Source organism: Ruixingdingia sedimenti (assembly GCF_031432425.1).
Taxonomy (GTDB): domain Bacteria; phylum Pseudomonadota; class Alphaproteobacteria; order Rhodobacterales; family Rhodobacteraceae; genus Ruixingdingia; species Ruixingdingia sedimenti.
In genome coordinates this window covers 105,655-122,743 of sequence record NZ_JAVKPH010000010.1, presented here as the reverse complement: position 1 = coordinate 122,743, position 17,089 = coordinate 105,655, and the positions used below count along the sequence as shown (strand labels likewise).

Sequence of the window (17,089 nt, the reverse complement as noted above, 5' to 3'; positions counted from 1 at the left end):
ATCGGCGCGCAACGCCCGCTGGCCGGCCCGGCCGCAGGGACGGGAGCGCGCCGCGCGGGGATATTTGGGGACAGAAAGTGAAACCGCCGCGCCTCCATCGCAGGCGCCTCTGGCGACCCCCGAAGTCCTCGTCTGCCGTCCCCGAAGCCCGGGAAACCCCGTCTGCCGTTCACTCACTCTGACGGAAGTATCCTCAGGGGGGAGGAGGGGCCGGGAGGGGGGAGAAGGCATCCTCCCCCCTTGGACAACGAGGAAAAACGGGAGGACTGCTTCGCGGTACCGCAGTACCGCAGTACCGCGGGGCTTCGCCGGAAGCGGACACTCTCACCGCCCCACCCGGCCCGCCAGCGCGGCGGCGATGGCGGCATGGACCTCGGGGCCGGGCAGGACGCGTGCGGCGGCTTCCTCCAGCGGGGCGAAAACCTTGCCGGCGGGGCCGGGATCCGTGGGGCCGGTCAGCACCTGGACGAGGCTTTCCGCCCGGCGGGCGGCAGCCGCGAGCATCGCCGCATCGACCAGCGGCGGGTCGCGGTCGATGCGCGGGGCGGCGGTGGGCGGGGGCGGCGCGGTCTCGCCGATCCAGAGCAGGATCGTCGGCCCGCCGATACGGTCGAACAGCGCCTCCATCCTTTCGGCCCAGCATCGGCGCAGTTCCCGCACCACCGCGGGAAACCGTTCCGGCCCGCGCCGCGCCAGCGCCCCCAACAGGTGCCGGGTGAACGTGAATTCGGTGAAATCCACATCCGGGAACAGCCGCTGCAACTGCGGCGTCGCGCGCAGGAAGCGGTCGTTGCGGCGCGGATGCACCGCGTAATAGCGGTTGGTCAGGTTCTGCGCGCCGAGCACCTGCACCACCCGCAGATCCGCGCGCGCCGCGATCGCGGTCAGGTCGGGATCCGCCAGATAACTGTCGAGCCCCGCGTTCACGCAGCCGAGGTTCACCACCGCCCGCCCCGTCGCCCGCGCCAGCCGCGCGGGCCAGGGATCGGCGATGAACTTGCCATAGGTCTCGATCCCGCCGAGCGCCACCGCATAGGGCCGGTCCAGCCGCGCCCGCGGCCCCCGGAACACCAGCCGCGACGCCGCGTAACGGCATGGAAAATAGTCGAGCGCACCCGCGCCCGGATGTTCATAGGCCATGTCACCCACCCAGTTTTCGATTCACCCGCCGACAGATTCGCGCCCCAATGGTTGCGATTCCCCTAAAGCGCCAATTCGACCGATCCCGGCCCCGCCGCTTGGTCTTGCGCCGGGGCGTGGGCGGTGCGTATGGTCGGGCGGCAGCGAAGGCGGAGGCGATGATGGATATCCGGACGGTCGGCATCGTGGGGGCGGGGCAGATGGGCAGCGGCATCGCCCATGTCTTTGCGCTGGCGGGCTACGAGGTGCTGATGGCCGACATCAGCCGCGAGGCGCTGGACGGTGCGGTGGCCTCGATCGAGCGCAACCTCGACCGGCAGGCGAGCCGCGGCAAGATCTCCGACGCCGACAAGGCGGCGGCGCTGTCGCGCATCCGCACCACGCTGACGCTGACCGATCTCGGGCCGCTCGACCTCATCATCGAGGCGGCGACGGAACGCGAGACGGTGAAACAGGCGATCTTCGAGGATCTGCGGCCGCATCTGAAGCCGCATACGATCCTGACCTCGAACACCTCCTCGATCTCGATCACGCGGCTGGCCAGCCGCACCGACCGGCCGGAAAAGTTCATGGGCTTCCACTTCATGAACCCGGTGCCGGTGATGCAGCTGGTCGAGCTGATCCGCGGCATCGCGACGGATGAAGAAACCTACCGGACCCTTCTGGGCGTGGTCGAGCGGCTCGGCAAGACCGCGGCCAGCGCCGAGGATTTCCCGGCCTTCATCGTCAACCGCATCCTGATGCCGATGATCAACGAGGCGGTCTATACGCTCTACGAAGGCGTGGGGAACGTGAAGTCGATCGACGAATCGATGAAGCTCGGCGCGAACCATCCGATGGGGCCGCTGGAACTGGCGGATTTCATCGGGCTCGACACCTGCCTTGCGATCATGAACGTGCTGCACGAGGGGCTGGCGGATACCAAGTACCGGCCCTGCCCGTTGCTGACGAAATATGTCGAGGCCGGGTGGCTGGGGCGCAAGACACAGCGGGGGTTCTACGACTACCGCGGGCCGGTGCCGGTGCCGACGCGCTGACGGCGGGCGGGGCAGGGGGCATTCTGCCCCCTCTTGGCCTGCGGCCAATTCACCCCCTGAGGATATTTGGGGACAGAAAGTGGACAGGGGCGCGCCCTATTTCACTTTCTGTCCCCAAATATCCCCGCCGGAGGCCCCCGACACCTCCACCAGCGCTGCGCTCAGCCTTGAAGGCCGAGCGTATGTTCGCGCAGCCAGGCGAGGAAGCCGCGCGGGTCGTCGTGCCAGCGGGCGAGATCGCCGGGCGGGATCGGGGCGCCGATCACCGGGCGTTGCGGTTTGTTCAGCGCCGCGCGGATCTCGTAGAGAAGGAGCCCCTGCCGCAGCGTTGCGCCCAACTGGTTGGCGATCTGATAGGCGCGCGTGTTCTGGCCGGGAAAGCGGATCGGCAGCACCGTGGCGCCCGACCGGAACACCATCTTGGCGGTGAACGGGTTCCATTCGCCCTCGACGGCCGGGCCCCACCAGCCGTCGGATGCGGCGACGCGGCCGGCAGGAAACAGCACCACCGCGCCCCCCTGTTTCAGCAGCCGCATGCATTCGGCGCGCATGGCGAGGCTTTCGGCGCGCGCGTTTTCTTCGTGCGGGAAGGGGACGGGCAGCATGAACTGGGCGATTTCCGGGATCCCGGTCAGCAGCGAGCGGGTGAGGATCTTGTAGTCCTGCCGCACACGGCCGATGAGTTCGGCCAGCACCATGCCGTCGACCAGCCCGTGGGGGTGGTTGGCGACGACCACCAGCGGTCCGGTGGCGGGGATGCGGGCGACCTCTGCGGCGGGGGTGAGGATGTCGATCCCCATGATCTCCAGCGCCTGCGGCCAGAAGGGCTGGCCGGTGGGGGCGCCGCGGCGTTCGAACCGGCGGATCAGGTGCAGCAGTCTGGGCTTGGCCGTCAGCCATTCGATGCTGCGGATCGTGCCGGCCTTCCACGGGTTGGTGAAGGTGCCGGCGTAGGACAGGCGCCGTTTGTCGTAGGGCCTGTTCCCGGGGGGCCGGCTGGCGGGGGCGTCGGTCATTGGTCCTCGCCGAAGCGGTTGGCGACGAGGCGTTCCAGCGCCTCGGCCAGTTCCGCCGCCTGGGGCCCCGAGGTTTCCACCTCGATCGTGCTGCCGCGCGCGGCGCCCAGCATCAGCAGGCCCATGATCGAATCGCCCGACACCCGCATGCCGTCGCGCGTCACCATCGCGTTGGCGTCATGGGCCTCGACCTGTTCGACGAACTTGGCCGAGGCGCGGGCATGCAGCCCCTTTTCGTTCACGATGCGCAGAAGGCGGGTGGTCATGGGCAATCCGTTCGTCAGGGGCGCATGTCGCGCCCGTCAATGTATTTGCGGCCGGCGGTCAGCGCGGCCTCCACCGCGGTGGCGAGCGGCTGGCCGCGGCATTGGGCGAGCTTGATCAGCATGGGCAGGTTGGCGCCGAACATGATGTGCCGGTCGCGCGCGTCGCAGGCCAGCATCGACAGGTTGGAGGGCGAGCCGCCGAACAGATCCGTCACCACCACCACGCCCGATCCGGTATCGACGGCATCGGCGGCGGCGGCGATTTCGGCCTGTTTGGCGGCCCGGTCGTGATCGGCCTCGATCGCGATGGCGCGCATGCCCGCCTGCGGGCCCATGACATGTTCGACCGCGGCGAGGTATTCGCGCGCAAGGCCGCCATGTGCGACGATCACGATGCCGATCATCCCCGGCTCTGTCATTGCTCAGCCCACCTCCGGGCGCGGTTCCGCACCCGCGCGCCGTTCCAGTTCCCTGTGGCGTATAGACACCTGCCAGCCTGCGGCTGCAAGCGTATCGGCCAGCTTTTCGGCCACCGCGACCGACCGGTGCTGCCCGCCGGTGCAGCCGAAGCCGATGCTCAGATGCGTCTTGCCTTCCTCTATATGGCCCGGAAGCAGCAGCTGGACCAGATCCGACAGCCGGCTGAAAAAGGGGGTGAAGCGCGGGTCGGCGGCGATATGGGCGGCAACCTCGGTATCGCGGCCGTCGCGGGGGCGCAGCACCGGATCCCAGTAGGGGTTCCGCAGGAAGCGGCAGTCGAAGATCATGTCGACCCCGCGCGGCACCCCGCGCTTGTAGGAAAACGACTGGACGGACACCGCCATCCGCTGATGCGGCGCGGCGCCGAACCAGCGCGCGATTTCGGCCCGCAGGTCATGGGGCGTCATGTCCGAGGTGTCGATCAGGATGTCGGCCCGCACCCGGATGGGGGCCAGCAGGTCGGCCTCGGCCAGGATTCCGGTCTGGGGCGGTTCGGCCGGCGACAGCGGGTGGCGGCGGCGCGTTTCGGAATAGCGGCGGATCAGGATATCGGCGCGGCAGTCGAGGAACAGCACCTCCAGCGCGACCCGTTCGTCGCGCGTCAGCCGGTCGATCAGCTCGATCAGGGCGGTGGCGCTGAAATCGCGGTTGCGCACGTCGATGCCGAGCGCGATGGCCCGTTCCAGCGGCGGGCCGTCCAGCAGCCGGGGGATCAGCGACAGGGGCAGGTTGTCGATCGTCTCGCAGCCCAGATCCTCCAGCGCATGGATGGCCGTCGACCGCCCGGCGCCCGAGGGCCCGGTGACCAGCACCAGCCGCTGGCCGCCGCGCGTGGCGGCCGCGGCGAATGTCGTCGGGTCGAGATCGTCCATCGGTTTCAGTCCTGCCTTCCAGACAGAATATATAGTCGGATCGCCGCGGGGAAATGGCCAGTCATCGGGCCGTGAACAAGGGGCAGAGCGTGGCCCTTATGCATCCATTCGCGCCGGGGCGGCAGGCGTTCGGTTTCCCGCGCGCCCAGATCGACCGCCAGCACCAGCCGGGCGCGGGGCAGGGGATCGGCGCGCAGAAGGCCCACCCCCCGCGCCTCGATCAGCGGGGGCAGGCCGGGGGGGGCGGTGGCGAAAAGGCCCTCCGCCACCTCTACCTGCGTGCGGTCGTCGGCCACCAGCCGCGCGCCAAGCGCCATCAGGTGCAGCCCGAGCGCCGACTTGCCGGACCCCGAAGGGCCGAGGATCAGCACCCCGCGCCCGTCGAAGGCCACGCAGGTGGCATGCAGCACCGCGTTCACAACGGCAGGCCGACCACGAACCGCGCGCCGAGCGGTTCCGAGGTCACGTCATCCTCTGTGGGGCGGATGTTTTCGGCCCAGATCACGCCGCCATGCGCCTCGACGATCTGCTTGGATATGGCGAGGCCGAGGCCGGAATGTTCGCCGAACTGGCCCGCCGGGCGTTCGGAATAGAAGCGGCGGAAGATCTTGGTCAGCGCCTGTTCGGGGATGCCGGGGCCGGTATCCTCGACCACCACCAGCACCCGGTTGTCGCGCCGGCGCACCCAGACGCGCACGGCGTCGCCTTCCTCGCAGAAGGAAATCGCGTTGGTGATCAGGTTGACGAAAACCTGCGCCAGACGCCCTTCCAGCCCGTGGAACATGATCGGTTCCGGCGGCAGGTCGGTGATGAAGTCGACGCCCTTCTCGGTCGCCTGCTGGCCCAGATATTCCGACAGGTTGGCGATGGTTTTCAGCAGGTTGAACTGCTCTTCGGTTTCTTTCACAAGCTCACTGTCCAGCCGCGAGGCGTTGGAGATGTCGCTGACCAGCCGGTCCAGCCGGCGCACGTCGTGTTCGATCACGTCGAGCAGTTTCTGCTGCTGGTCGGGGCGTTTGGCGATGCGCAGCGTGCCCACGGCGGACCGCAGGCTGGCGAGCGGGTTCTTGATCTCATGCGCGACATCGGCGGCGAACTGTTCGTTCGAATCGATCCGGTCGTAGAGCGCGGCGACCATGCCGCGCAGCGCCACCGACAGCCGCCCGATTTCGTCGGGCCGCGCCGTCAGGTCGGGAATGCGGATGCGCCCCGGGGCCATCTTGCGCGCGTTGCGGTCGCGCCCCAGTTCCGCCGCCGCCGCCAGATCCGCCAGCGGATTGGCGATGGTCGAGGCCAGAACGAGGCTGAGCCCGATCGACACCAGCAGCGCGATCACGAACATCTGCAACACCTGTTCGCGTTCGTTGCGCACCAGCCGGTCGATTTCACCTGCCGCACTGGCCAGTGCGACGACGCCCTGCACCCCTTCGGGCCCCATGACCGGGGTGGCGACCAGGAACAGCGTATTGCCCGCGTTGTCGTGCCCGCCCTGCACCGCGGTTTCCCCCGCCAGCGCGCGGGGCAACAGCGCCGTGGTCAGCGCGCCGGCGTCGAAGGTCTGCGCGACCGGGGGCGGGGGGGCCACCACGGCGGCAATCGTGCCCCAGATCGCGTTCAGGATGTCCGTGATCACGGTGCTGCGGGGCGGGTCGCTTTCCGCCAGCGGGTCGGGCATGGGCTGGCCCACGGCGGCGGCGGTGCGCTGGCCCGCGGTGTCGTAAAGGAACACCTCTGTCCCCGCGGCGATTTCCACCCCCGTCAGCGGGTCGGGGGCGCCTGCCGCCTGCCGCGCCGCGACGATTTCGGCGATCAGCCGGGTTTCCGTGACCAGCCCGCGTTCGCGCTGCTGCACCAGGCTGTCGCGGAACGGGTTGAAGAACAGCACCCCCGCCACCATCACGATCAGCGCGAGCAGGTTGAACACGATGATCTTGCGCGCCAGCGGCGAGCGGTTGAGCGCGATCAGCCCGCGCGACCGGCGGCCTGCCTGCATCGCGGGATCGGTGGACCCCTCGGGGCCCACCCAATCCTCGCCCAGCAGGACCTCGGCATGGCGGGGCCTTGGGGGGGGCTCTGCCGTGGCGGAACCCGGACGGAGGCGCGAGGCGAGCATCATTCCTCGTTGTAGCGGTAGCCGATGCCGTAAAGCGTTTCGATGGCAGAGAAATCGGCATCCACCGCGCGCATCTTCTTGCGCAGGCGCTTGATATGGCTGTCGATGGTGCGGTCGTCGACATAGACCTGATCGTCATAGGCCACGTCCATCAGCTGGTCGCGGCTTTTCACGAACCCGGGCCGCTGCGCCAGCGCCTGCAACAGCAGGAATTCCGTCACCGTCAGCGCGACATCCTGGCCCTTCCAGGTCACGGCATGGCGCAGCGGATCCATCTTCAGATGGCCGCGTTCCATCACCTTGTTTTCCTCGGTCGCCGGCATCTCGCCCGAGGAAATCGCCTCCTGCCGGCGCAGCAGCGCGCGGATGCGTTCCACCAGAAGCCGCTGCGAGAAGGGCTTTTTCACGTAATCGTCCGCGCCCATGCGCAGGCCCAGAACCTCGTCGATCTCGTCATCCTTGGAGGTGAGGAAGATCACCGGCATCGACGTCTTCTGGCGCAGCCGCTGCAACAGGTCCATCCCGTCCATGCGGGGCATCTTGATGTCCAGCACCGCCATGTCCGGCAGGCGGCGGTTGAAGGCGTCAAGCGCCGACTGGCCATCGTTGTATGTCTCGACTTCGAAGCCTTCGGCCTCGAGTGTCATGGCAACTGACGTCAGGATGTTCCTGTCGTCGTCCACAAGGGCGATCCTCGACATGGTGGGTCTGCCTTTACTGATACTGCTCTGAATGCCTGATTTTTGCCACATCTTCCGTGCTCTGGCCCCCGAAATCAACCGATAACTGCGAATCACCCTCGCAGCCCGAGTCCAGCAGAGCCGAATTTTCCGAATGACTTGCTAATATGCCTCACATTTTGAGCATGATTGCGCTAAACCATGCCTGATTGCGCTAACGGCCGAAAAGCTTCCTGTTCCTTTGCAGAACCGGCATGCTATAGCGCGCCTGTCGATGCCGCGCGGCACCGGCCGGCACCCCATTTGCACCGTGCCGCCAGTTGAATTGACGAACCGCCTATCTTCGGCGACGGGAGCGAGCATATGAACCGTGGACGCGTGAACCCAGCCTGCAAACTGGAAGACCAGGGACTGCACGGGCTTGGCAACGTCTATTACAACCTGATCGAACCCGCGCTGGTGCAAGAGGCCGTCCGCCGGGGCGAGGGCGAACTGGGCCTCGGGGGTGCGTTCCTGGTCTCGACGGGGCAGTTCACGGGCCGCTCGCCCAAGGACAAGTTCGTCGTCCGCACGCCTTCGGTGGAAAACACCATCTGGTGGGAAAACAACGCCCCGATGGCGCCCGAGGCGTTCGACCGGCTCTACGAGGACATGACGGCCCACATGAAGGGCCGCGACTATTTCGTGCAGGACCTGTTCGGCGGCGCCGATCCCGCGCACCGGCTGGACGTGCGGCTGGTGACGGAACTCGCCTGGCACAACCTCTTCATCCGCCACCTGCTGCGCCGCCCCGCGCGCGAGGAACTGGACAGCTTCGTCCCCGAATGGACGATCATCAACTGCCCCGAATTCAAGGCCGATCCGGCGCGCCACGGCTGCCGCACCGAAACGGTGATCGCGCTGAACTTCGACCGCAAGCTGATCCTGATCGGCAACACCGCCTATGCGGGCGAAAACAAGAAATCGGTGTTCACGCTGCTGAACTACCTGCTGCCGGAAAAGGGCATCATGCCGATGCACTGTTCGGCCAACCACGCCCCCGGCAAGCCGGAAGAGGCCGCGATCTTCTTCGGCCTGTCGGGCACCGGCAAGACCACGCTGTCGGCCGACCCGAACCGGGTGCTGATCGGCGATGACGAACACGGCTGGTCCGAAAACGGCACCTTCAACTTCGAAGGCGGCTGCTATGCCAAGACCATCAACCTGTCGGCCGAGGCGGAACCCGAGATCTATGCGACCACGCACCGCTTCGCGACCGTGATCGAGAACATGGTCTACGACCCCGAGACGCTGGAACTCGATTTCCAGGACGCGAGCCTGACCGAGAACATGCGCTGCGCCTATCCGCTGGAATACATCTCCAACGCCTCGGACACGGGGATGGGCGGGCATCCGAAGAACGTCATCATGCTGACCTGCGACGCCTTCGGCGTGCTGCCGCCCATCGCGCGGCTGACCCCGGCGCAGGCGATGTATCACTTCCTGTCCGGCTTCACCTCGAAAACCCCGGGCACGGAACGCGGCGTGACGGAGCCGACGCCGACCTTTTCCACCTGCTTCGGCGCGCCTTTCATGCCGCGCCGGCCAGAGGTCTATGGCAAGCTGCTGCAACAGAAGATCAAGGATACCGGCGCCTCGTGCTGGCTGGTCAACACCGGCTGGACGGGCGGCAAGCACGGCGTCGGCAAGCGGATGCCGATCAAGGCCACCCGCGCGCTGCTGACCGCGGCGCTGGACGGCTCGCTCAACAGCGTCGAGTTCCGCAAGGATCCGAACTTCGGCTTCGAGGTGCCGGTGGCGGTGCCGGGCGTGGACACCGGGCTGCTGGACCCGCGCGGCACCTGGGCGGATCCGGCGGCCTATGACGCGCAGGCGGCGAAGCTGGTGGAGATGTTCGCCAACAACTTCGGCCAGTATGTCGCGCATATCGACGACGACGTGAAGGCGGCGGCGATCGGCTGAGGTCTGTGCCGGTGTCCCGGGTAGCGCCGGGGGCCAGCCCCGCGCCGGCTGGTTCTCAAACCAGTGGCGCACCATCCGGCGCCCCCGGAGTATTTGGGGCAAGATGAAGCACGGGGGGCGGGGTTTCCTGCCCCTTTTTCATTTCCGGGGTATAGGGCGACAGATTCGTGCGGCAGGGTGGGCCTTGGCGGATTATTGTTGTGCTGCGTTCGCGAAGGTCCTATTGCGGGCGCGAATGGATCAAGGAGTTTTCCCATGCCTCAGGACGGTCTGGCCCATGCGGTGGTGTCGCCCCGGCTCGATGATCTGACGGGTCTTGTCGCGGCGGTCGTGGCGCCCGCGGTGGCGTTGCAGGCGGCGGCGACCGAACGGCTGCGGTCGATGGTGACGGTCGATGGCCGGGTCAGTGCGGCGGCGCTGGAACGCGAACAGCGCGCGGCGCATGGGCTGGCGTGGCTGGCCACTTATGTCGAATCCCTGCGCCAGATGCAGGCCTGGGCCGGGCGGCTGCAAGAGACCGGTACCTTCGGAGAGATGGAGGCGCTGATCCTGCAGATCGGTTGCGCCGAATATCTGGCGCAGATCGCCGGCGGCATCCCGATGAGCCAGGGCGAGATCCTGCGCCCCGCCGATCTGGGCCTGACCGCCGCCGACATGGCCGCCTTCGCCACGCCCGAGGTCACGGCGCTGATGACCGGCAATTCCGCCCCCGCCCGCGCGCGGCTGGTGGCGCTGATGCGCGAAAACCACGGGCGGGCGACCTTCGGGGCAAGCGGGCTCGACGAGGATCTGGAGATGATCCGCGACCAGTTCCGCCGCTTTGCCGACGAACGGGTCGCGCCCTTCGCGCATGAATGGCACCTGAAGGACGACCTGATCCCGATGGAGATCATCCGCGAACTCGCCGACCTTGGCGTGTTCGGGCTGACGATCCCGGAAAACCTCGGCGGGCTCGGCCTGTCGAAGGCGTCGATGGTGGTGGTCACGGAAGAACTGTCGCGCGGCTATATCGGGGTCGGCAGCCTCGGCACCCGGTCGGAAATCGCGGCCGAACTGATCCTGTGCGGCGGTACGGACGACCAGAAGGCGAAATGGCTGCCGGGGCTGGCCTCGGGCGAGATCCTGTCGACCGCCGTGTTCACCGAACCCAACACCGGGTCCGACCTCGGGTCCCTGCGCACCCGCGCGCGCAAGGATGGCGAGGACTGGGTGATCACCGGCAACAAGACATGGATCACCCATGCCGCCCGCACCCATGTGATGACCGTTCTGGCCCGCAGCGTCGAGGGCACGAACGACTATCGCGGCCTGTCGATGTTCCTTGCCGAAAAGACCCCCGGCACCGCCGAAACGCCCTTCGTCGACCCCGGCCTTTCGGGCGGCGAGATCGAGGTGCTCGGCTATCGCGGGATGAAGGAATACACCGTCAACTTCGACGATTTCCGCGTGAAGGGCGAAAACCTTCTGGGCGGGGTCGAGGGGCAGGGCTTCAAGCAGCTGATGCAGACCTTCGAATCCGCCCGCATCCAGACCGCGGCGCGCGCGATCGGGGTGGCGCAGAACGCGCTGGAGGTCGGCATGCAATATGCCGAGGACCGCAAGCAGTTCGGCAAGGCGCTGATCGCCTTCCCGCGCGTGGCCGACAAGCTGGCGATGATGGCGGTGGAAATCATGATCGCCCGGCAGCTGACCTATTTCAGCGCCTGGCAGAAGGACCACGACAAGCGCTGCGATCTGGAGGCCGGGATGGCCAAGCTGCTGGGTGCCCGCGTGGCCTGGGCGGCGGCGGACAATGCGTTGCAGATCCACGGCGGCAACGGTTTCGCGCTGGAATACCAGATCAGCCGCATCCTGTGCGACGCGCGCATCCTCAACATCTTCGAGGGCGCGGGCGAGATCCAGGCGCAGGTGATCGCGCGCCGCCTGCTGGAGTGATCAGCCGATCAGCCCCGCCAGCCGTGTGCGCGCCTCTGGCAGGGGGCGCGCGTCGGGGTCGGGGGCAAGGGCGCGGGTCAGGAAATGGCCCGTCAGCCGGAACCCCTGCGCCAGTTCCAGCGGCGTCGGGGGGCCGGGGCGCAGAAGGCAGGCGGGCAGGGGCAACAGCCGGTCGGCCCAGTCCCCGGCGGCAGAGGCCGTCACCGCCCGCCCCGTGCGCGGGCTGACATAGGCGAGGCCATCGTTCGCCCCCGATACCGCGCATTGCGCCAGATCGAGGCCGAAGCCGATGTCGGCCAGCAGCCGCAGTTCCCAGTGCAGATACAGCACCGGCCAGTCCGGCACGGTTTCCAGCGCGTCCAGCAGCGCGAGCGTCGCGGCATAAAGCCCCGGATGCGGTTCGCGTTCGGGCAGGGCGCGGGCGATCAGGGCGCAGGTGGCCGACAGCGCCGCCAGCGCGCGGGGGTCCTGCATCAGCATGGCGGCGCGGGCGCGCAGGGGTTCCACCGTGAAGGCGCCCAACTGGTCGTCCAGCCGCGCGCGCCAGGTCAGGGACAGCATGTTCCCCGGCATGAGATGCGCCGCCATCCGCCGCCCCGCGCCGCCGCGCACGACGCCGGCATGGCGGCCCTGACCGGCCGTCAGCACCTCGATGATCGCGCTGCTTTCGCCATGCGGGCGCATGGACAGAAGCAACCCTTCGCCCTGCCATTCCATGGCGCCGAGTATCGGCCCAAGGGCGGCGGGCGCAAGGGGTCAGTCCGACAGGCCGGGTTCGTCCAGCAGGGTGCGCCCGGCGCGGTCCTCGACCTCGATCACCCAGAGGTCGGGGTCGCGGGCGCGCTGGCGGGCGATGGCGGCGTCCACCTCCGCCTCGGCGCCCTCGGCCAGCGCGACCCAGACCCGCGCGCCGGTCGTCAGGTCATAGCTGCGCTGGAACGCCTGCGCCCGGCCATCGAGGGTCGCGCATTTCACCAGCACCGTCCCGGCGGTGGCATCGCCCCTGGCGGTGACATAGGCCGGAATATCGGCCAGCCGCAGCCGCGCCAGATAGGCGCGCACCCAGAAATCGGCGGTCAGCCGCGCCGTCATCGCCGGGTACCCCCGGGGGGCCGGGAGTGGGCCGGGTCAGTCGCCATCCTTGAAATCGAGCCCCATTTCCGAATACCGCTCTGCCTCGTCCAGCCAGTTGGGACGGACCTTGACCTGAAGGAACAGATGCACCGGCCGGTCGAGGAAGGCCGCGATTTCGGCGCGGGCGGCGATGGAGACGGCCTTGATCGTCTCGCCCCCCTTGCCCAGAAGGATGCCCTTGTGGCCGTCGCGGGCGACATAGACGATCTGGTCGATGCGGGCCGATCCGTCGGGGCGTTCTTCCCACTTTTCGGTTTCCACCGTCAGCTGGTAGGGCAGTTCCTCGTGCAGGCGCAGGGTCAGTTTCTCGCGCGTGATTTCGGCGGCGATCATGCGCATCGGCAGGTCGGCGATCTGGTCCTCGGGGTAATACCAGGGGCCCTCGGGCAGTTCGCCCGCCAGCCAGTCGCGCAGGTCGTCCACCCCATAGCCCTTTTCGGCGGAAATCATGAAAGTGCGCACGAAGGGGAAGGCGGCGTTCATCTCTTCGGCCAGCGCCAGCAGGGTTTCGGCCTTCACCCGGTCGATCTTGTTGATGGCGAGCGCGACGGGCCGGCCCTGCGGCATCTGGTCCTTCAGCCGGTCGATGATCGCCTGCACGCCCTCGGTCAGGCCGCGGTGCGCCTCGACCAGCAGGACCACGATGTCGGCATCCGCCGCGCCCCCCCAGGCCGCGGCCACCATCGCGCGGTCGAGCCTGCGGCGCGGGCGGAACAGGCCCGGCGTGTCCACGAACACGATCTGCGCCTGCCCGGCCATGCAGACGCCGCGGATGCGGGCGCGGGTGGTCTGCACCTTGTGGGTGACGATGGATACCTTGGCCCCCACCATGCGGTTCAGCAGGGTGGATTTCCCGGCGTTGGGTTCACCGATCAGGGCGACGAAACCGGCGCGGGTGGGGGTGTCAGTCATGCGGTTTCTCCATCCGGGTCAGCAATGCCCGGGCTGCCGCCTGTTCGGCGGCGCGTTTCGATCCGGCCTGCGCCTGTTCGGTCTCGCCGGTGGTCAGTTGCACCGCGATGGTGAACAGCGGCTGATGCGCCGGGCCGTCGCGGGCGATTTCGGTATAGGCGGGGGGCGGCAGGCCGCGGGCCTGTGCCCATTCCTGCAAGGCGGTCTTGGGGTCGCGCGCATCGGCCTTGACGCGGCGCACCCGGTCGCCCCAGAGGGTCAGCACCACGGCGCGCGCGGCCTCGAACCCCGCGTCGCGATAGACGGCGGCGATCACGGCTTCCATCGCGTCGCCCAGAAGCGCCTCTTTGCGCCGCCCGCCGGTCAGCATTTCCGACCGGCCGAGGCGCAGCACCTCGCCCAGACCCAGATCGCGCGCGACCTCGGCGCAGGTTTCCTTGCGCACCAGCGCGTTGAAGCGGGGGGCCAGCTGGCCCTCGGTCGCGGCGCGGTCGGCCATCAGCAGGGCTTCGGCCATCACCAGGCCCAGAACGCGGTCGCCCAGGAATTCCAGCCGCTGGTTGTCGGGCCTTGTGGGCGAGGCGATGGAGGCATGGGTCAGCGCGCGCACCAGAAGCTCGGGCCGGCGGAAGTCGTGCCCCAGACGCGCCGCGAAGGCCCGGTGTTCCGCCGACAGCTTCACTCGATGGCCTTGAAGAAGCGGTCGCCCCGCCAGGTCCAGAAATACAGCATGGAGCGGCCGGCGGCGGAAAAGATCACCCGGTCGGCGCGGCCGATCAGATTTTCCGCGGGCACGAAGCCCACGCCCTGCACGGTGCGGGGATAGCGGCTGTCCTGACTGTTGTCGCGATTGTCGCCCATGAAGAAATAATGCCCCTCCGGCACCGTGAACACGGGCGTATTGTCGCCGAAACCGCTATCCGCGATGTTCAGCACCACATGCTGGCGCCCGCCCGGCAGGGTCTCGACCGCGCGGTCCTTCTGGCAGATGCCGCCCATGCCCACGGGGCTGTTGGCGCAGGCCGGGGTCTGGCCCATCGGGCCCTGACGTTCGAACACCTCTTCGAACACGCCCGCGGGTTCCTGCGGCGCCATCTGCCCGTTGATATAAAGGATGCCGTCCTTCATCTGCACCGTGTCGCCCGGCAGGCCGATCAGGCGCTTGATGAAATCCGACCCGTTCACCGGGTGGCGGAACACCACCACATCGCCGCGTTCGGGTTCGGACGCGAAGAGACGCCCGGTGATCGGGCAGATGCCGAAGGGGCAGGAATAGCGCGAATAGCCATAGGCCATCTTGTTGACGAACAGGAAGTCCCCGATCAGCAGCGTTTCCTTCATCGACCCCGAGGGGATCCAGAACGGCTGGAAGAACAGCGTGCGGAAGATGCCCGCGATCAGCAGCGCATAGACGATGGTCTTGATCGTCTCGACGATGCCGCTTTGGCTTTTCTTCGCGCGGGCCATGATGCTTCCTTTGCTGGACGGTCGGGGCTATGTGCGCGCCCCGGCGGGGGGAGTCAAGTTTCCCGCGGGGCGGCGGAAAGGGGGCGGGCCTCGATCACCACGAAGGCCTGCGCCCAGGGGTGATCGTCGGTCAGCGACACATGCACCACCGCCTCGTGCCCCGGGGGCGTCATCGCGGCCAGCCGTTCGGCGGCCCATCCGGTCAGATGCATCACCGGCTGGCCGGTGCGCAGGTTCGCCACCGCCATGTCCTTCCACGAAATGCCCATCCGCAACCCGGTGCCGAGCGCCTTGGAACAGGCCTCTTTCGCCGCCCACCGTTTCGCATAGGTGCCGGCCTTGTCGCGGCGGCGTTCGGCCTTGCGGCGTTCCTCGGGCGTGAACACCCGTTCGCGAAAACGGTCGCCGAAACGGTCGAGCGTCGCGGCGATGCGGTCGATGTTCGCCAGATCCGTACCGATGCCGAGGATCATCGCCTAGGCCCGCGCCGCATCCATCAGCCGGCGCATTTCCGCGATGGCGGGGCCGAGGCCCATGAACACCGCCTCGGAGATGAGGAAATGGCCGATGTTCAGCTCCATCACCTCGGGTATGGCGGCGATGGGGCCCACGGTGTCGAAGGTCAGCCCGTGCCCGGCATGCACCTCCAGCCCGAGGGAATGGGCATAGGCGGCGCCCAGCATCAGCAGGCGCAGTTCGTCGTCGCGTTCGGCGATGCGGCCTTCGGCATGCAGGTCGCAATAGGTGCCGGTGTGCAGTTCGACCACCGCCGCGCCCACCCGCGCCGCGGCCTCGATCTGCGCGGTGTCGTGGCCGATGAACAGCGACACCCGCGCGCCCGCCGCGCGCAGCGGCGCGATGAACCCGGCCAGCCGCGATTCGTCGCCCGCCACGTCGAGCCCGCCCTCGGTCGTGCGTTCCTCGCGCTTTTCGGGGACGAGGCAGACGGCATGGGGCCGGTGGCGCAGCGCGATGGCCTGCATTTCCGCCGTCGCCGCCATCTCGAAGTTCAGCGGCACGGCGATGGCGGCCATCAGGTTTTCGATGTCGGCGTCGCGGATGTGGCGGCGGTCCTCGCGCAGATGGGCGGTGATGCCGTCGGCCCCGGCATCCTGCGCCAGAAGGGCCGCGCGCACCGGGTCGGGATAGGCGGACCCGCGGGCGTTGCGCAGGGTGGCCACATGATCGACGTTCACGCCAAGGCGCAGGCGGCTGGTGGTGTGGGAACGGGACATCGGGGCTCCGGGGTTCTCTGGGACGGCGGCGGGAATCGCCGCAAGGCTAGCCGCTTCGGCCGGCGGCGTCAGCCGGATTGCGCGGGTCGGGTGCGGCGAATGGCGCCTCCGGCCCTGCCACGCCCGGGTCGTCGGGCGTGGGCGGGGCGGGGGGCATGGGCCCTTCGGTCAGTTCCTCCCAGTCCTGCGCCTCTGCCTGCGCGCGGGCGGCGGCGCGGGCGGCCAGACGGCGTTCGGCCCGTTCGGCCTTTTGCCGCAGGCGCAGGCGCTGATAGGCGCGGATCAGCGGCAGGGATCCATAATAGAACACCGTGCTGACCGCCAGCCCGGGCAGGACGCCCCCCACCATGTAGGGCAGATAGATCGTGCGGAAGAAATTCCCCAGATTGCCCCATTGCGCGGTGTCCTCGGTGAAGGGCGACAGCAGGTTGCGCCACAATTCCTTCCCCGCGCCGGAAAAGGCGTGGACGATCACATGCACGTCCAGCGGCGTCGTGATCCCCAGCATCCGGTGACCAAGCTCGACCGCGGTGATGGCGATGATCGGCGTCGTCATAGGGTTGCCGGCAAAGGTCGCCAGCAGCGCGGCCAGGATATTGCCGCGGATGACGAAGGCGATCAGCGCCGCCCCGATGAAGTGAAAGCCGAAGAAGGGCGTGAAGGAAATGAACACCCCCGCAAAGATCCCGCGCGCGATGCGTTCGGGCGAATCGGGCAGGCGTTGCAGCCGGTAGGTGATGTACCAGGCCGCGCGTTTCCACCCGCCCCGGGGATAGAAGAACTCGATGGCGATACGGGGCCAGGGCCGCGCGTCGCGTCGCTTGAACACCACCCCCGCCT

19 protein-coding genes are annotated in these 17,089 nt (G+C 68.2%); 3 read left to right on the top strand and 16 right to left on the bottom strand.

What is annotated here, in order from left to right; translation table 11 throughout:
- Positions 1 to 324 precede the first annotated feature (324 nt).
- Positions 325 to 1,140, bottom strand: coding sequence for a DUF6473 family protein (locus tag RGD00_RS11030; protein ID WP_310457374.1), 816 nt, complete (start codon positions 1,138 to 1,140; stop codon positions 325 to 327).
- A 161-nt stretch (positions 1,141 to 1,301) separates the two neighbouring features.
- Here RGD00_RS11030 and RGD00_RS11025 point away from each other — a divergent pair, with 161 nt between their 5' ends.
- Positions 1,302 to 2,177, top strand: coding sequence for a 3-hydroxybutyryl-CoA dehydrogenase (locus tag RGD00_RS11025; RefSeq protein WP_310457373.1), 876 nt, complete (start codon positions 1,302 to 1,304; stop codon positions 2,175 to 2,177).
- 161 nt (positions 2,178 to 2,338) lie between these two features.
- Here the strand turns inward: RGD00_RS11025 and RGD00_RS11020 are convergent, their stop codons facing one another.
- The 7 genes from RGD00_RS11020 to RGD00_RS10990 all read right to left on the bottom strand — a co-directional run bounded on the left by RGD00_RS11020 (position 2,339) and on the right by RGD00_RS10990 (position 7,625).
- Entirely contained in the window at positions 2,339 to 3,193 is an 855-nt protein-coding gene (locus RGD00_RS11020; protein ID WP_310457372.1) for a lysophospholipid acyltransferase family protein, read from the bottom strand.
- Complete coding sequence (locus RGD00_RS11015) at positions 3,190 to 3,459, bottom strand: HPr family phosphocarrier protein (RefSeq protein WP_310457371.1); 270 nt, start codon at positions 3,457 to 3,459, stop codon at positions 3,190 to 3,192. Before RGD00_RS11015 ends, RGD00_RS11020 begins: the two co-directional genes overlap by 4 nt.
- A gap of 14 nt (positions 3,460 to 3,473) precedes the next feature.
- The gene (locus RGD00_RS11010; protein ID WP_310457383.1) at positions 3,474 to 3,863 is read right to left on the bottom strand and encodes a PTS sugar transporter subunit IIA; all 390 of its coding nucleotides are present in this window, start codon (positions 3,861 to 3,863) and stop codon (positions 3,474 to 3,476) included.
- Positions 3,864 to 3,881: 18 nt separating this feature from the next.
- Positions 3,882 to 4,811, bottom strand: coding sequence for an RNase adapter RapZ (gene rapZ / locus RGD00_RS11005; RefSeq protein ID WP_310457370.1), 930 nt, complete (start codon positions 4,809 to 4,811; stop codon positions 3,882 to 3,884).
- Between the two features lie 5 nt (positions 4,812 to 4,816).
- Positions 4,817 to 5,230: an HPr kinase/phosphorylase gene (locus RGD00_RS11000; RefSeq protein WP_310457369.1), complete on the bottom strand. Its 414-nt coding sequence runs from the start codon at positions 5,228 to 5,230 to the stop codon at positions 4,817 to 4,819.
- Positions 5,227 to 6,804, bottom strand: a complete 1,578-nt coding sequence (locus RGD00_RS10995; protein WP_310457382.1) for a sensor N-terminal transmembrane domain-containing protein — start codon at positions 6,802 to 6,804, stop codon at positions 5,227 to 5,229. Before RGD00_RS10995 ends, RGD00_RS11000 begins: the two co-directional genes overlap by 4 nt.
- A 119-nt stretch (positions 6,805 to 6,923) precedes the next feature.
- Positions 6,924 to 7,625, bottom strand: a complete 702-nt coding sequence (locus RGD00_RS10990; protein ID WP_310457368.1) for a response regulator transcription factor — start codon at positions 7,623 to 7,625, stop codon at positions 6,924 to 6,926.
- Between the two features lie 342 nt (positions 7,626 to 7,967).
- Here RGD00_RS10990 and RGD00_RS10985 point away from each other — a divergent pair, with 342 nt between their 5' ends.
- Both RGD00_RS10985 and RGD00_RS10980 read left to right on the top strand, forming a co-directional pair.
- Positions 7,968 to 9,566, top strand: coding sequence for a phosphoenolpyruvate carboxykinase (locus RGD00_RS10985; RefSeq protein WP_310457367.1), 1,599 nt, complete (start codon positions 7,968 to 7,970; stop codon positions 9,564 to 9,566).
- A gap of 255 nt (positions 9,567 to 9,821) precedes the next feature.
- The gene (locus RGD00_RS10980) at positions 9,822 to 11,501 is read left to right on the top strand and encodes an acyl-CoA dehydrogenase family protein (RefSeq protein WP_310457366.1); all 1,680 of its coding nucleotides are present in this window, start codon (positions 9,822 to 9,824) and stop codon (positions 11,499 to 11,501) included.
- Here RGD00_RS10980 and recO read toward each other — a convergent pair whose 3' ends face one another.
- Genes recO through RGD00_RS10940 form a run of 8 tightly spaced genes read right to left on the bottom strand, consistent with a single transcriptional unit; the run spans position 11,502 to position 17,081 of the window.
- Complete coding sequence (gene recO, locus RGD00_RS10975) at positions 11,502 to 12,218, bottom strand: DNA repair protein RecO (RefSeq protein WP_310457365.1); 717 nt, start codon at positions 12,216 to 12,218, stop codon at positions 11,502 to 11,504.
- Between the two features lie 39 nt (positions 12,219 to 12,257).
- Positions 12,258 to 12,593, bottom strand: a complete 336-nt coding sequence (locus tag RGD00_RS10970; protein ID WP_310457364.1) for a DUF1491 family protein — start codon at positions 12,591 to 12,593, stop codon at positions 12,258 to 12,260.
- Positions 12,594 to 12,629: 36 nt separating this feature from the next.
- Positions 12,630 to 13,547 carry a GTPase Era gene (gene era / locus RGD00_RS10965; protein ID WP_310457363.1) on the bottom strand — a complete coding sequence of 306 codons (918 nt, stop codon included), beginning with the start codon at positions 13,545 to 13,547 and terminating at the stop codon, positions 12,630 to 12,632.
- Complete coding sequence (rnc, locus tag RGD00_RS10960; protein ID WP_310457362.1) at positions 13,540 to 14,229, bottom strand: ribonuclease III; 690 nt, start codon at positions 14,227 to 14,229, stop codon at positions 13,540 to 13,542. Before rnc ends, era begins: the two co-directional genes overlap by 8 nt.
- On the bottom strand, positions 14,226 to 15,014 hold the full coding sequence (gene lepB / locus RGD00_RS10955) for a signal peptidase I (RefSeq protein ID WP_310457361.1): 789 nt from the start codon (positions 15,012 to 15,014) through the stop codon (positions 14,226 to 14,228). The genes rnc and lepB overlap by 4 nt, the downstream gene beginning before the upstream one ends.
- Before the next feature lie 53 nt (positions 15,015 to 15,067).
- Positions 15,068 to 15,487 (bottom strand): holo-ACP synthase, encoded by a 420-nt coding sequence (acpS, locus tag RGD00_RS10950; RefSeq protein WP_310457360.1) that lies wholly within the window; start codon positions 15,485 to 15,487, stop codon positions 15,068 to 15,070.
- 3 nt (positions 15,488 to 15,490) lie between these two features.
- Positions 15,491 to 16,249: a pyridoxine 5'-phosphate synthase gene (locus RGD00_RS10945; RefSeq protein WP_310457359.1), complete on the bottom strand. Its 759-nt coding sequence runs from the start codon at positions 16,247 to 16,249 to the stop codon at positions 15,491 to 15,493.
- A 46-nt stretch (positions 16,250 to 16,295) separates the two neighbouring features.
- Positions 16,296 to 17,081 (bottom strand): DUF2062 domain-containing protein, encoded by a 786-nt coding sequence (locus tag RGD00_RS10940; RefSeq protein ID WP_310457358.1) that lies wholly within the window; start codon positions 17,079 to 17,081, stop codon positions 16,296 to 16,298.
- Positions 17,082 to 17,089 lie beyond the last annotated feature (8 nt).